The 14,245-nt window shown below is 67.2% G+C and carries 11 protein-coding genes; 10 read left to right on the forward strand and 1 reads right to left on the reverse strand.

Features of this window, described 5'->3' with window-relative positions; translation table 11 throughout:
- Positions 1–26 precede the first annotated feature (26 nt).
- From J7573_RS13525 to J7573_RS13545, 5 genes are read left to right on the forward strand one after another with little or no spacing between them, the layout of a single operon-like run.
- Complete coding sequence (locus tag J7573_RS13525; protein WP_294335520.1) at positions 27–1,187, forward strand: acyl-CoA dehydrogenase family protein; 1,161 nt, start codon at positions 27–29, stop codon at positions 1,185–1,187.
- Positions 1,188–1,200: 13 nt separating this feature from the next.
- Entirely contained in the window at positions 1,201–3,300 is a 2,100-nt protein-coding gene (locus J7573_RS13530) for an acetate--CoA ligase family protein (protein ID WP_294335522.1), read from the forward strand.
- A 10-nt stretch (positions 3,301–3,310) separates the two neighbouring features.
- On the forward strand, positions 3,311–4,918 hold the full coding sequence (locus J7573_RS13535; protein ID WP_294335524.1) for a 5-guanidino-2-oxopentanoate decarboxylase: 1,608 nt from the start codon (positions 3,311–3,313) through the stop codon (positions 4,916–4,918).
- Positions 4,919–4,947: 29 nt separating this feature from the next.
- On the forward strand, positions 4,948–6,138 hold the full coding sequence (locus tag J7573_RS13540; RefSeq protein WP_294335526.1) for an aminotransferase class I/II-fold pyridoxal phosphate-dependent enzyme: 1,191 nt from the start codon (positions 4,948–4,950) through the stop codon (positions 6,136–6,138).
- A complete protein-coding gene (locus J7573_RS13545) occupies positions 6,131–7,546 on the forward strand; it encodes an aldehyde dehydrogenase family protein (RefSeq protein ID WP_294335527.1) in 1,416 nt (471 codons plus the stop codon). Before J7573_RS13540 ends, J7573_RS13545 begins: the two co-directional genes overlap by 8 nt.
- A gap of 164 nt (positions 7,547–7,710) precedes the next feature.
- Here the strand turns inward: J7573_RS13545 and J7573_RS13550 are convergent, their stop codons facing one another.
- Complete coding sequence (locus J7573_RS13550; protein WP_079228574.1) at positions 7,711–8,145, reverse strand: Rrf2 family transcriptional regulator; 435 nt, start codon at positions 8,143–8,145, stop codon at positions 7,711–7,713.
- Between the two features lie 186 nt (positions 8,146–8,331).
- Here J7573_RS13550 and J7573_RS13555 point away from each other — a divergent pair, with 186 nt between their 5' ends.
- The 5 genes from J7573_RS13555 to J7573_RS13575 are packed head-to-tail and all read left to right on the forward strand — an operon-like array spanning position 8,332 to position 14,116.
- Positions 8,332–9,933 (forward strand): ABC transporter substrate-binding protein, encoded by a 1,602-nt coding sequence (locus J7573_RS13555; protein ID WP_294335530.1) that lies wholly within the window; start codon positions 8,332–8,334, stop codon positions 9,931–9,933.
- A 41-nt stretch (positions 9,934–9,974) separates the two neighbouring features.
- Positions 9,975–10,934: an ABC transporter permease gene (locus J7573_RS13560; protein ID WP_294335531.1), complete on the forward strand. Its 960-nt coding sequence runs from the start codon at positions 9,975–9,977 to the stop codon at positions 10,932–10,934.
- A gap of 3 nt (positions 10,935–10,937) precedes the next feature.
- Positions 10,938–11,765, forward strand: coding sequence for an ABC transporter permease (locus J7573_RS13565; RefSeq protein ID WP_110635404.1), 828 nt, complete (start codon positions 10,938–10,940; stop codon positions 11,763–11,765).
- Between the two features lie 2 nt (positions 11,766–11,767).
- Positions 11,768–13,402, forward strand: a complete 1,635-nt coding sequence (locus J7573_RS13570) for an ABC transporter ATP-binding protein (protein WP_294335534.1) — start codon at positions 11,768–11,770, stop codon at positions 13,400–13,402.
- A 9-nt stretch (positions 13,403–13,411) separates the two neighbouring features.
- Positions 13,412–14,116, forward strand: coding sequence for an NAD(P)H-dependent oxidoreductase (locus J7573_RS13575; protein WP_294335535.1), 705 nt, complete (start codon positions 13,412–13,414; stop codon positions 14,114–14,116).
- Positions 14,117–14,245 lie beyond the last annotated feature (129 nt).

Consider the following 14,245-nt stretch of genomic DNA (forward strand, 5'->3'; position numbering starts at 1 on the left):
TTCCCCCGGTTACCCAGGAACAGGCCATGAATTTCCAGCTGACCCAAGAACAAGAAATGTTGGTGGATGCCGTACGCAGCTTCGTCGCCAAGGAGCTGTTGCCCCATGAAGAAGCCGTGGACCGTGCCGACGAAGTGTCCCCGGAGCTCGCTGCGCAGATCCGTGGCAAGGCCATCGCCGCTGGCTTCTATGCCTTCAACATGCCCGAGGAAGTCGGTGGCGGCGGCCTCGACTACCTGTCCCAGGCCCTGATCGAGCGCGAGCTGTCGAAGGTTTCCTGGGCGCTGCACGTGTTCGTCGCCCGGCCTTCGAAGATCCTCATGGCCTGCACCGGCCAGCAGGTCGAGGACTATCTGCTGCCGTGCATCCGTGGCGAGAAGACCGATTGCTTCGCCCTGACCGAGCCGGGCGCCGGTTCCGATGCCAACTCGATCAAGACCCGCGCCGTGCGTGAAGGCGACGACTTCGTGATCAATGGCGGCAAGCACTTCATCAGCCATGCCGGGCACGCCGACTTCGCCATCGTCTTTGCCGTCACCGACACCTACGAGCACAACGGCCGCAAGCGCAACGCCGTCACCGCCTTCCTGGTCGACCGTGGCACCCCGGGCATGACCATTCGCCGTGGCCCGAAATGCGTGAGCAACCGTGGCTACCACACCTACGAACTGTTCTTCGACGATTGCAAGGTGCCGGCTGCCAAGGTGCTCGGTGAAGTCGGCAAGGGCTGGGACGTGGCCAACGCCTGGCTGACCGCAGGCCGGGTCATGGTCGCCGCCAACTGCGTCGGCCAGGCCCAGCGCGCGCTGGACGTGTCGCTGCAATGGGCCGCCGACCGCAAGCAGTTCGGCCAGCCGATCGGTACCTACCAGGGCGTGTCGTTCAAGCTCGCCGACATGGCCACGCAGATCCGCGCCGCCGAACTGCTGACCCTGCACACCGCCTGGAAGATGGACCAGGGCAGCATGACCGACGGCGAGGCGGGCATGGCCAAGCTGTTTGCCAGCGAAGTGCTCGGCAAGGTCGCCGACGAGGCGGTGCAGATCTACGGTGGCATGGGCCTGATGGACGAAGGGCCGGTCGAACGCATCTGGCGCAACGCACGCATCGAGCGGATCTGGGAAGGCACCTCGGAGATCCAGCGGCACATCATCTCGCGCGAACTGCTGCGCCCACTGCTGCGCTGATCGGAGCATTCCCATGTCGCAAGCCATTCGTGACAACCTCAAACGCCTGCTGGCACCCCGGCACCTGGCTTTCGTCGGCGGGCGCAGCATGGCCCGTGCGCTCAAGCGCTGTGCCGAGGGCGGCTACCCGGGCCAGATGTGGCTGGTCAACCCGCAGCAGGACAGCATCGACGGCGTGCCCTGCGTGCGCAGCGTGGCTGAGCTGCCCTGTGCGCCGGACGCGGTGTTCATCGCCACCAACCGCGAACTGACCCTGACCTGTGTCGCCGAACTCGCCGCCAAGGGCGCGGGCGGGGCGATCTGCTACGCCTCGGGCTTTGCCGAAAGCGGCGCCGAGGGCCAGGCGCTGCAACAGCAGCTGCTCGACGCCGCCGGCAACATGGCCCTGCTCGGGCCCAACTGCTACGGCCTGCTCGACTACCTGCACAGTGCCGCCCTGTGGCCGGTGGCCCACGGTGGCAAGGCGGTAGAGAAGGGCGTGGCGGTGCTGACCCAGAGCGGCAACTTCGCCTACAACCTGTCGATGAGCGACCGCTCGCTGCCGGTGGCCTACATGGCCTCGGTCGGCAACCAGGCGCAACTGGGCATCGCCGAGCTGATGGACGTGCTGCTCGATGAGCCCCGGGTCACCGCCATCGGCCTGCACCTGGAAGGCCTGAAGAACGTGCCGGGCTTTGCCCGGGCCGCGCACAAGGCGCTGGAGAAGGGCATCCCGATCGTCGCGCTGAAGACCGGCGTGTCGCAGATCGGCGCCGAACTGGCGCTGAGCCACACCAGCTCGCTGTCCGGCTCCGATGCCCTGTACGACAGTCTGTTCGAGCGCCTGGGGGTGATTCGCGTCAGCGGCCCGGTAAGTTTTGTCGAAACCCTCAAGGCCGCCGCCTGCGGCAACCTGCCCAAGGGCCCCAGCCTGATCGCGCTGGCCTGTTCAGGTGGCGATGCCGGGCTGATCGCCGACTACAGTGAAAGCAACCAGCTGAGCCTGCCGGCCCTGGACGCCAGCCAGGTCGAGGAACTGGCCCAGGTGCTGCCGGCCTATGCCAACCTGGTCAACCCGCTGGACTTCACCACGGCGATCTGGGGCGATGGCCCGGCCAAGGCGCGCATGCTCGACAGCGCCCTGCGCAGCGATGCCGACGCGGCGATGCTGGTGCTCGATTACCCCGCCGAGTTCACCGGCGAACGCAAGGAATGCGACCTGCTGCTGGAGCTGTACTGCGCGGCGCTCAAGCGCCATGGCAAGACCGGCTTCGTCACCTCGGCCTTCCCCGAACTGCTGCCAGCCAGCGCCCGCGAGCGCCTGCACGCGGCCGGTGTGCCAGCGCTGCAAGGGGTGGAGGATGGCCTGGCGGCCTGGGGCCGGGTTGCCCGTTACGCGCAGCAACGCCCGGCCTTGCTGGCGCTGGGCGAGTCGGCGCTGGTGCCGCTGTGCCCGCAGCCGCTGGCCGGTGACAGTTGCCTGCTCAACGAGTGGGATTCCAAGCAGGCCCTGCGCGGCTTCGGCCTGCCCATTCCGAATGGCGTACTGAGCAGCCCACAGAAGGCGCTGGCCGATGCCGGCCAAGTGGGCTTCCCGCTGGTGCTCAAGGCGGTCAGCGCGCAGTTGCCGCACAAGACCGAGGCCGGCGCAGTGGCGCTGAACCTGGCCGACGAGGCAGCCCTCAGTCGCGCCCTTGAACAGATGCGCACGCGCATCGCCGCTTATGCGCCGGGCGTCGCCTTCGACCAGGTGTTGCTCGAACCCATGGCCGGCGCGCCGCTGGCCGAGCTGATCGTCGGCATCAAGCGCGAGGCGGATTTCGGCCTGGCGCTGGTGATCGGTGCCGGCGGCATCCTCGTCGAGCTGCTCAAGGACAGCAACAGCCTGCTGCTGCCGACCACCGACGGCGCCATCCGCAAGGCCGTGCTCGGCCTGCGTAGTGCGGCCTTGCTGCAGGGCTTCCGCGGCAAGCCGGCGGCCGACCTGGATGCACTGGTCGCCGCCATCCGCGCGGTGGCCGACTACGCCTGCGAAAACGCCAGCCAGCTGCTGGAGCTGGATGTGAACCCATTGATGGTCGGTGCCAATGGCACCACGGCGGTCGATGCCTTGATCCGCCTCGGCCAAGTGTAAGGACATGAACATGACTCACCCCACACTCACGGGCGGCCAGGCGCTGGTGCGCCTGCTGGCCAACTACGGCGTCGACACCGTGTTCGGCATCCCCGGCGTGCACACCCTGGAGCTGTACCGCGGCCTGCCCGGCAGCGGCATTCGCCATGTGCTCACCCGGCACGAGCAGGGCGCCGGCTTCATGGCCGACGGCTATGCCCGGGTCAGCGGCAAGCCGGGCGTCTGCTTTGTCATCACCGGCCCCGGCGTGACCAACGCGGCCACCGCCATCGGCCAGGCCTACGCCGACTCGATTCCGATGTTGGTGATTTCCAGCGTCAACCATACCGCCAGCCTGGGCAAAGGCTGGGGCTGCCTGCACGAGACCCAGGATCAGCGCGCCATGACCGCGCCGATCACTGCCTTCTCGGCTGTGGCGCTGAAGGCCGAAGACCTGCCAGAGCTGATCGCCCGCGCCTATGCCGTGTTCGACAGCGAACGCCCGCGCCCGGTGCACATCTCGGTACCGCTGGACGTGCTGGCCGCGCCGGTGGCGCGGGACTGGAGCAACGAAGTGGTACGCCGCCCCGGGCGTGGCCCGGCCAGCCTCGCCAGCCTGCAACAGGCTGCCGCCAAACTGGCGGCAGCCAAGCGCCCGATGATCATCGCCGGCGGGGGAGCCCTGCAGGCGGGCGCTGAGCTGCAGCAGCTGAGCACACGCCTGGCGGCGCCACTGTTCACCAGCGTCGCCGGCAAGGGGCTGGCGCCGCTGGACTCGCCGCTCAACGCCGGCTCCACCCTGTGCGTGGAGCCGGGCTGGGCGCTGATTGCCGAGGCCGACGTGGTGCTGGCGGTCGGCACCGAAATGGCCGACACCGACTTCTGGCGCGAGCGCCTGCCACTGACCGGCGAGCTGCTGCGGGTGGATATCGACCCGCGCAAGTTCAACGATTTCTACCCTTGCGCGCTGGCATTGCACGGCGATGCCCGGCAGACCCTGGCGGGGCTGCTCGAACAGTTGCCGGACGGCGTGCGCGATGCAGCCCAGGCAAGCGCGGCAGTGGCCCGCCTGCGCGCTGCCGTGCAGGCGAACCACGGCCCTCTGCAGGCCATCCACCAGGCGATACTGCAGCGGGTTGCGGCCGAGCTGCCGGACAACGCCTTCATCAGCACCGACATGACCCAGCTGGCCTACACCGGTAACTATGTGTTCAGCAGCCGGGCCCCGCGCAGCTGGCTGCACCCGACCGGCTACGGCACCCTCGGCTACGGCCTGCCGGCTGGTATCGGCGGCATGTTCGCCACGGACGACCGCCCGGGCCTGGTGCTGGTGGGCGACGGTGGCTTCCTCTACACCGCGCAGGAGCTGGCGACCGCGGTCGAGGAACTGGACCGCCCGCTGGTGGTGCTGCTGTGGAACAACGACGCGCTGGGGCAGATCCGCGACGACATGCTCGACCTGGACATCGAGCCCATCGGCGTATTGCCGCGCAACCCGGACTTCGCCGGCCTGGCCCGCGCCTTCGGTTGCACGGTCGCGCAGCCGCAGAGCCTCGATGAACTGCAACGGGACCTGCGCGGCGGCTTTGCCCGCAACGGCGTGACCCTGATCGAGCTCAAGCACGCCTGCGCGCGCTGAGCCCACCCCGCACAACAGGACGACCAGCCATGCGATTTTCCTCTTTGACCCAACGGATCGCCGGTGACGGCGCCGCCGCCTGGGAGATCCACTACCGCGCCCTGGCCATGCTCGAAGAAGGCCGCGACGTACTGCTGCTGTCGGTCGGCGACCCGGACTTCGACACCCCGGCACCGATCGTCCAGGCGGCCGTGGCCAGCCTCGAAGCCGGCAATACCCATTACGCCGACGTGCGCGGCAAGCGCAGCCTGCGCGAGGCCATTGCCCGTCGCCACCAGCAGCGCAGCGGCCAGGCGGTCACCGCCGACCAGGTGACGGTGCTGGCGGGGGCGCAGTGCGCGCTGTTCTGCGTCGCGCAATGCGTGCTGGAGCCGGGCGATGAAGTAATCGTCGCCGAGCCGATGTATGTCACCTACGAAGCGGTGTTCGGCGCCTGCGGTGCCAAGGTGGTGCCGGTGCCGGTGCGCCCGGAGCATGGCTTCCGCGTGCAACCCGAGGACGTCGCCGCACGGATCACCCCGCGCACCCGTGCCCTGGCGCTGAACAGCCCGCACAACCCCTCCGGCGCCAGCCTGCCGCGCAGCACCTGGGAGGCCCTGGCCGAGCTGTGCATCGCCCATGACCTTTGGCTGATCAGCGACGAGGTGTACAGCGAACTGTTGTTCGAAGGCGAGCACATAAGTCCGGCCAGCCTGCCGGGCATGGCCGAGCGCACGGCGACGCTGAACAGCCTGTCCAAGTCCCATGCCATGACCGGCTGGCGGGTCGGCTGGGTGGTCGGCTCTCCGGCGCTGTCCGGGCACCTGGAAAACCTGGCGTTGTGCATGCTCTACGGCTCGCCGGACTTCATTCAGGATGCCGCAGTGGCCGCGCTGGAGCGGCCATTGCCTGAACTGGACGGCATGCGCGAAGCCTACCGCCAGCGCCGCGACCTGGTGTGCGAGCGCCTGGCACATTGCTCGGGCTTGCGGGCACTCAAGCCCGATGGCGGCATGTTCGTGATGGTCGATATCCGCGAGACCGGGCTCAGCGCGCAAGCCTTCGCCGACCGCCTGCTCGACCAGCACGGGGTGTCGGTGCTCGCCGGTGAAGCGTTCGGCCCGAGTGCGGCCGGGCATATCCGCCTGGGTCTGGTGCTCGGCGCCGAACCCCTCGGTGAAGCCTGTCGGCGCATTGCCCTGTGCGCCAGCGAACTGATGGAGGCGCAACGCAATGCGTGAATACAGCCGTCTGTTCATCGATGGCCGCTGGCAGCCACCAGTGGGGCAGGGCATGGCCGAGGTGATCGACCCGGCCAGCGAGGCGGTGGCCGGCAAGGTGCCGTTGGGTAACGAAGAGGATGTGGAAAGCGCCGTCCACGCGGCGCGCAGGGCCTTCGCCGACTGGTCGCGCACGCCCTCCAGCGTGCGCGCCGGGTACATTCGTGCGCTCGCCGAACAGCTCAAGGCGCGGGCCGACGAGATGGCCGCGGTGATCACCACCGAGCTGGGCATGCCGGTGCAGTGGTGCCGGTCGGTGCAGGTCGACGGGCCCATCGTCGGTCTGGAGCAGTACATCGAACTGGCCGGCAAGATGGACGAGGTGCGCGAAGTCGGCAACTCATTGGTGTACCGCGAGGCCGTGGGCGTGTGTGCGTTCATCAACCCCTGGAACTACCCGCTGCATCAACTGATTGGCAAGCTGGCACCGGCCTTGGCTGCGGGCTGCACGGTGGTGGTCAAGCCGAGCCAGGAGACTCCGCTGCATGCCTTCCTGCTGGCGGAAATGATCGAGGCCATCGGGCTGCCGGCCGGGGTGTTCAACCTGGTCAGCGGGCCGGGGGCGAAGGTCGGTGAGGCCTTGGCGCGGCACCCGCTGGTGGACATGGTCTCGTTCACCGGGTCCACCGGGGCGGGGGTGCGGGTTTCCCAGGCGGCAGCGCCGTCGGTTAAGCGGGTGTGCCTGGAGCTGGGTGGCAAGTCGCCGTTCCTGATCACCGCCGATGCCCCGCTGGAGGCAGCGGTGCGCCATGGCGTGCAGGACGTGATGATCAACTCGGGGCAGACCTGCACGGCACTGACGCGCATGCTGCTGCCGGCCTCGCGCTATGCCGAGGCCGTGGAGATCGCCATGGACGAGGCCCGTAGCCTGGTCATGGGCGATCCGCAGGACCCGCGCAGTTTCCTCGGCCCGATGTGTTCGGCCGGGCAGCGGCGTACGGTACAGGAATACATCCGGGTGGGGCTGGAAGAGGGCGCGCGGCTGGTCTGTGGCGGGGAAACGGCTCGGGGCTTCGAGCGCGGGTTCTATGTGCCGCCGACGATTTTCGCCGACGTCGACAACCGCATGCGCATTGCCCAGGAGGAAATCTTCGGGCCGGTGCTGTGCCTGATTCCCTACGCCGACGAAGCCGAGGGCATTGCCCTGGCCAACGATTCGCCGTTCGGGCTGTCCAGCGCGGTGTGGGCCGGTAGCCGCGACCAGGCGCTGCAACTGGGCCGCCAGTTGCGTGCGGGGCAGTGCTTCGTCAATGGCGGGGCATTCAACTACCAGGCACCGTTTGGCGGCTACAAGCAGTCGGGCAATGGCCGCGAGTGGGGGGAGGAGGGCCTGCACGAGTTCGTCGAGGTGAAGGCCATTCAGCTCTGAATGCCGGGAGCAACTGTCTTGCTCAAATCTTAAAAACTGGCGCGGTACCTGTGGGAGCGGGCATGCCCGCGAACACGGGCGAAGCCCGTGCCATCCTCCGCGGTGTCTGCTTCGCGGGCATGCCCGCTCCCACAGGTACCGCGCCAGTTTTCAGAGACTGGGGTTCACGCTGTGTGTTCCTTGGGGGTATCGAACGCCACGAACAACTGGTCCGCGGTGATCGCCCCCAGGTCCAGGCGCATGTTCTGCTCCAGCATCGCGAACAGCCGGGTGAACACTTCGTACACCTTGCAGTGGTCTTCAAGCCCGGCAAACGGGTTGTCGATCTTCTCGGCGATCAGCGAGCTTTCCTGCACCGCGTCATACACCTCGCGCAAGGTGATCTCTTGCGGCGCGCGGGCCAGGGTCACGCCGCCCTGGGCGCCGCGATACGAGGTCAGGATATTGGCCTTGACCATCTGCGACACCATCGAGCGCACGCGGGTCGGGTGCACCTTGACCCATTTGGCGATGGTCTCGGTGCGCAGCTTCTGCGGGGCATTGGCCGCCACGAACGAAAGGATGTACGAGGCGGTGATGAGTCGGGTCGATTGGCTCATGGGGCAAAGGCTCCCTGCGAAAACGTCAATGTTACACCAGTAAAAAGCCCGGTATCGGGCGCTGGAAATCAGCTTGTCCTGCCGCTAATGTATTTGTTACGGTAACAATTACAAATTGTAAACAGCTTCTACGCAATCCGCTTTGACCGAACAACAATTTCTTGCGGTTCAACAGGGGCAAATGCCATGAGCGATAACAACAAGAACAATCCTCACGCCATCCTCGACGGCAGCCTGCCGCGCCGGGATTTCCTCAAGTACAGCGCGGCCGCCGCAGCCATCGCCGGGGCGTTCTCCCTCGGCCTGCCGCTGCCTGGCCATGCCGACGAGGCCACGCCAAAGCCGGGCGGCACCTTGCGCCTGGGCCTGGCCGGGGGCAGCACCACCGACTCCAAGGACCCAGGCTCGTGGGTCGATACCTTCACCTTCATCGGCTTCTCGGCGGTGTACAACACCCTCACCGAGATTTCCGTGGAAGGCACTGCCATCCCTGAGCTGGCCGAGCGCTGGGAGTCGAGCCCCGACGCCAAGGTCTGGACCTTCACCCTGCGCCAGGGCGTGACCTTCCACAACGGCAAGCACCTCAACGCCGACGACGTGGTGGCCTCGATCCAGCACCACCTGGGCGACAAGTCCACCTCCGCCGCCAAGACCGTACTGGGCGATGTCGCCAAGGTGAGCGCCAGCGCCCCTGACACCGTGGTGTTCGAGCTGCACTCGGGCAACGCCGACTTCGCCTACGTGGTCGCCGACTACCACCTGGTGATCATGCCCGCCAAGGACGGCCTGGCCGACTGGCAGGCCGGCGTCGGCACTGGCGGCTACCGCATCAAAGGCTTCGAGCCGGGCGTGCGCATGGACCTGGAGCGCAGCCCGGACTACTGGAAGCCGGGCAGGGCGCACTTCGCCAGCGCAGAGCTGATCGCCATCGCCGACGGTGCCGCACGGGTCAACGCCCTGGTCACCGGTAAGGTCGATGTGATCAACAAGGTCGACCTCAAGACCGTGTCCTTGCTCAAGCGCAACCCGAAGCTGGTGATCGAGGAAACCAAGGGCGCCCAGCACTACACCTTCCCGATGCTCACCGATAGCGAGCAGTTCCGCGACAACAACGTGCGCATGGCCCTCAAGCACGCGATCAACCGCGAGACCCTGCTGGCCTCGGTGCTCTACGGCTACGGCCAGGTCGGCAACGACCACCCGCTGCAGCCGGCCAACCGCTTCATCAACCCGGCGCTGGAACAGCGCGTCTACGACCCGGACAAGGCGCGCTTCTACCTGCGCCAGGCCGGCATGGACAGCCTCAAGGTGCGCCTGCAGGCCTCCGATGCCGCCTACAGCGGCGCGGTGGATGCCTCGGTGCTGTTCAAGGAGCAGGCGCGCCAGGCCGGCATCGACATCGACGTGGTGCGTGAACCCGCCGATGGGTTCTTCACCAATGTCTGGATGAAACAACCGTTCACCACCTCGTTCTGGTACTCCAGCCTCACCGCCGACCGCATGTTCAGCATCGGCTACGCCAAGGGCGCGGCGTGGAACGAGACCCACTGGGACAACCCGCGCTTCAACCAGTTGCTCAACGCCGCCCGTGGCGAGATGAACGAGCCGCTGCGCCGCGAGATGTACAACGAGATGCAGGCGCTGTGCCGCGACGACGGCGGGGCGATCGTGCCGCTGTTCGCCAGCTCCGTCGCCGCCCGTTCCAGCCGTGTGGCCCATGGCCCGCTCACCGCGCCCTATGGCGAGCTGGACGGCCTGCGGGTGATCGAGCGCTGGTGGCAGGCCTGAGCCGCTGACGTTTCGCAAGCATCCAGACGAGGAGTGGTACGGTGAACAATCTTGGCAAACTGCTTGTGCAGCGGCTGGCCCTGGGCCTGTTGTCGCTGTTTGCGGTCTCGGTGGTGATCTTCCTGGCAGTCAGCCTGCTGCCCGGCGACATCGCCCAGGCCATGCTCGGCCAGTCGGCCACCCCGGAAACCGTGGCGGCCCTGCGTGCCCAGCTGGGGCTGGACCTGTCGCCGCTGCAGCGTTTCGTGCAGTGGGCATGGCGCCTGTTGCACGGTGACCTGGGGGTGTCGCTGGCCAACCAGCGGCCGATCGTCGAACTGGTCGGCGCACGGCTGGGCAACACCTTCAGCCTGGCCCTGCTGGCGGCGCTGTTCTCGGTGCCGACGGCGTTGCTGCTGGGCATGCTCGCGGCGTTGTACCGCAACAGCTGGTTCGACCGCCTGCTCAATACCGGCGCCTTGAGCGCCGTGTCGTTCCCCGAGTTCTTCGTGGCCTACCTGCTGATCCTGGTGTTCGCGGTGAAGCTCGAATGGCTGCCGGGTATCTCCAGCCTGCCTGCGGATGCCTCGCTGGGCGAGGTGCTGGAAGTCTCGGTGCTGCCGGTGGCGACCCTGAGCCTGGTGGTGATCGCGCAGATGATGCGCATGACCCGCGCCTCGCTGATCAACCTGCTGGCCAGCCCCTATATCGAGATGGCCCGGCTCAAGGGTGTGTCGCCGGCGCGGGTGATCTTCAAGCATGCCCTGCCCAATGCCCTGGCGCCGATCGTCAACGTGGTGGCGCTGAACCTGGCGTACCTGGTGGTAGGCGTGGTGGTGGTGGAGGTGGTGTTCGTCTACCCGGGGCTCGGCCAGTTGCTGGTGGACTCGGTGGCCAAGCGCGACATCCCGGTGGTGCAGGCCTGCAGCCTGATCTTCGCCGGCACCTACATCCTGCTCAATACCGGCGCCGACGTGCTGTCGATTGCCAGCAACCCACGCCTGATGCATCCGAAGGGGTAGACCATGAGCCTGTTCACACCTGTGCTGCGCGCGCCCCTGAGCGCCAAGTTCGGCCTGCTGGTGATTGTTGCCTACACCGTGGTGGCGCTGTTCGCGCCGCTGCTGGCGCCTTACGGTGAAACCCAGGTGGTGGGCGAGGGCTTCGCACCGTGGAGCCCGCAGTTCCTGCTGGGCACCGACAACCTTGGCCGCGACACCTTCAGCCGCCTGCTGTTCGGCGCCCGCAACACCCTGGGCATCGCCTTCCTGACCACCAGCCTGGCGTTCCTGCTGGGCGGCCTGTGCGGGCTGGTCGCGGCCATCAAGGGTGGCTGGATCGACCAGGGCCTGTCGCGCCTGGTGGACATCCTGATGGCCATCCCGCAACTGATCTTCGCCTTGCTGATCCTCAGCGTGGTCGGCACCACGGCCACCTCGCTGGTGCTGGTGATCGCCCTGCTCGATGCCACGCGGGTGTTCCGCCTGTCGCGGGCGGTGGCCATGAACGTGGTGGTGCAGGACTTCGTCGAGGCGGCACGGTTGCGCGGCGAAGGGCTGTGGTGGCTGGTGACCCGCGAAGTGCTGCCCAATGCCGCCGCGCCGCTGATTGCCGAATTCGGCCTGCGCTTCTGCTTCGTCTTCCTGTTCATCAGCGCCTTGTCGTTCCTCGGCCTCGGCATTCAGCCGCCGACCGCCGACTGGGGCAGCATGGTGCGCGACAACGCGGTGCTGATCACCTTCGGTGACATCAGCCCGCTGCTGCCGGCCCTGGCGGTGGCGTTGATCACAGTGAGCGTGAACTTTGTCGTCGACTGGGTGCTGCACCTGTCCAGCGGCCTGAAGGAGTGCTGAGCATGAACCCTGATACTTTGCTGGAAATACGTGGCCTGCGCATCGAAGGCCAGCATGACGACGCCTGGCACCCGCTGATCAAGGGCATCGACCTGACCCTCAAGCGCGGCGAGGTGCTGGGCCTGATCGGTGAGTCCGGCGCCGGCAAGTCGACCCTGGGCCTGGCCGCGATGGGCTACGTGCGCGATGGCTGCCGGATCACCGGCGGCAGCGTGTGCTTCGATGGCATTCAGTTGCTCGAATGCAGCGCCGAAACCCTGCGCAAGTTGCGCGGCCTGCGCATCGCCTATGTGGCGCAGAGCGCTGCCGCCTCGTTCAACCCGGCGCACCGGCTGATCGACCAGCACGTGGAAACGGCCGTGACCAATGGCGGAATCGACCGCGCCAAGGCCGAGGCCGAGGCGGTGGAGCTGTACCGCATCCTGCGCCTGCCCGACCCCGAGCACATCGGCCAGCGTTACCCGCACCAGCTGTCCGGCGGCCAGTTGCAGCGGGTGATGACTGCCATGGCCATGGCCTGCCACCCGGACCTGATCATCTTCGACGAACCGACCACGGCGCTGGACGTCACCACCCAGATCGAGGTGCTGGCGGCGATCCGCGACGCGGTGAAGACCTTCGGCAGTGCCGCGCTGTACATCAGCCATGACCTGGCGGTGGTGGCGCAGATGGCCGACCGGATCATGGTGCTGCGCCACGGCAGCCTGGTGGAAGAGGCGCAGACCCGCCACATGCTCAGCGCCCCGCAGCAGGAATACACCCAGTCGCTGTGGGCGGTGCGCAACTTCCACACCACGGCCAAGGCCCGCCCGGGCAATGAAAAACCCTTGCTGGAAGTGCGCAATGCCGATGCCCGCTATGGCCAGCAGCCGGTGCTGCACGACGTTTCGCTGAAGCTCTATCGCGGCCAGACCCTGGCGGTGATCGGCGAGTCGGGCAGTGGCAAGAGCACCACGGCGCGCCTGATCAGCGGCCTGCTGCCGCCGACCTCGGGCCAGGTGCTGTATGACGGCGAAGCCTTGCCGGCCGACTACCGCCAGCGCAGCAAGGAGCAGCTGCGGCGCATCCAGATGATCTACCAGATCCCCGACACCGCGCTCAACCCACGCCAGCGCATCGTCGACATCATCGGCCGGCCGCTGAGCTTCTACCTGGGGCTCAAGGGCAAGGCGCTGCGCGAGCGGGTTGCCGACCTGCTGCGGATGATCGACCTGGAACCGGCCAAGTACATGGACCGCCTGCCACGCGAGTTGTCGGGCGGGCAGAAGCAGCGGATCTGCATCGCCCGTGCCCTGGCCGCCGAACCCCAGCTGATCATCTGCGACGAAGTGACCTCGGCCCTCGACCAGCTGGTGGCCGAGGGTGTGCTGAAACTGCTCGACCGCATCCAGCGTGAGCTGGGCGTGGCCTACCTGTTCATTACCCACGACGTGGCCACCGTGCGCGCCATCGCCGACGAGGTGCTGGTGATGCAGCGCGGGCGGGTGGTCGACCAGGGCAGCCGCGAGGCGATCTTCCAGCCGCCACACCGCGACTACACCGGGTTGCTGTTCTCCTGCGAACCCGAGATGGACCCCGACTGGCTCGACCGTCTGCTGGCGGCGCGCAACTCCAATTCCCCTTTGGCAACTGTTTGAGGATTGCCCATGAAAGTCCTGATCGTTCACGCTCATCCCGAGCCTCAATCCTTCACCGCCGCATTGCGCAACCAGGCGGCACAGACCTTCCGTGCCCAGGGCCATGAGGTGCAGGTCAGCGACCTGTACGCCATGGGCTGGAACCCGGTGGCCAGCGCCGATGACTTCAGCCACCGGGAGAACCCGGAATACCTGGTGTATGCGCTGGAGCAGCGCCTGGGCGTGAAAAGCGGTTCCATCGCACCGGATATCCAGCGAGAGCTGGACAAGCTGCTGTGGGCCGACCTGCTGGTGCTGAACTTCCCGATCTTCTGGTTCTCGGCGCCGGCGATGCTCAAGGGCTGGATCGACCGGGTGCTGGTGTCCGGGGTGTGCTATGGCGGCAAGCGTTTCTACGACCAGGGCGGCCTGGCCGGCAAGCGCGCGCTGGTGACCGTGACCCTGGGCGGGCGCGAGCACATGTTTGGCGAGGGCGCGATCCACGGGCCGCTGGAAGACATGCTGCGGCCGATCTTGCGCGGTACGCTGGCCTACGTTGGTTTCGAGGTGCTGGAACCGTTCGTGGCCTGGCATGTGCCGTACATCAACGACGAGGCGCGCCAGGCGTTCCTGCGCAGTTACGAGCAGCGTCTGCAGCACCTGTCGGATGACCTGCCGCTGAGCTTCCCACGGCTGGAGCAGTTCGATGAGGCGCTGTATCCGTTGCCGCGCTGATCACACACTTTGAAGGACTGCGCAGTACCTGTGGGAGCGGCCTTGTGTCGCGAAAGGGCCGCAAAGCGGCCCCGGCAATGTCGGCGGCGAAGCTGAAATCCTGGGGCCGCTTCGCAGCCCTTTCGCGAC

The sequence above is a fragment of the Pseudomonas sp. genome (assembly GCF_017744435.1).
Taxonomy (GTDB): Bacteria; Pseudomonadota; Gammaproteobacteria; order Pseudomonadales; family Pseudomonadaceae; genus Aquipseudomonas.

Excerpts from the sequence above, each read along its gene's own strand:
- J7573_RS13555 (WP_294335530.1), top strand. The coding sequence starts at position 8,332 with ATGAGCGATAACAACAAGAACAATCCTCACGCCATCCTCGACGGCAGC.
- J7573_RS13575 (WP_294335535.1), top strand. The coding sequence starts at position 13,412 with ATGAAAGTCCTGATCGTTCACGCTCATCCCGAGCCTCAATCCTTCACC.
- J7573_RS13545 (WP_294335527.1), top strand. The coding sequence starts at position 6,131 with ATGCGTGAATACAGCCGTCTGTTCATCGATGGCCGCTGGCAGCCACCA.
- J7573_RS13550 (WP_079228574.1), bottom strand. The coding sequence starts at position 8,145 with ATGAGCCAATCGACCCGACTCATCACCGCCTCGTACATCCTTTCGTTC.
- J7573_RS13535 (WP_294335524.1), top strand. The coding sequence starts at position 3,311 with ATGACTCACCCCACACTCACGGGCGGCCAGGCGCTGGTGCGCCTGCTG.
- J7573_RS13565 (WP_110635404.1), top strand. The coding sequence starts at position 10,938 with ATGAGCCTGTTCACACCTGTGCTGCGCGCGCCCCTGAGCGCCAAGTTC.
- J7573_RS13540 (WP_294335526.1), top strand. The coding sequence starts at position 4,948 with ATGCGATTTTCCTCTTTGACCCAACGGATCGCCGGTGACGGCGCCGCC.
- J7573_RS13530 (WP_294335522.1), top strand. The coding sequence starts at position 1,201 with ATGTCGCAAGCCATTCGTGACAACCTCAAACGCCTGCTGGCACCCCGG.
- J7573_RS13525 (WP_294335520.1), top strand. The coding sequence starts at position 27 with ATGAATTTCCAGCTGACCCAAGAACAAGAAATGTTGGTGGATGCCGTA.
- J7573_RS13570 (WP_294335534.1), top strand. The coding sequence starts at position 11,768 with ATGAACCCTGATACTTTGCTGGAAATACGTGGCCTGCGCATCGAAGGC.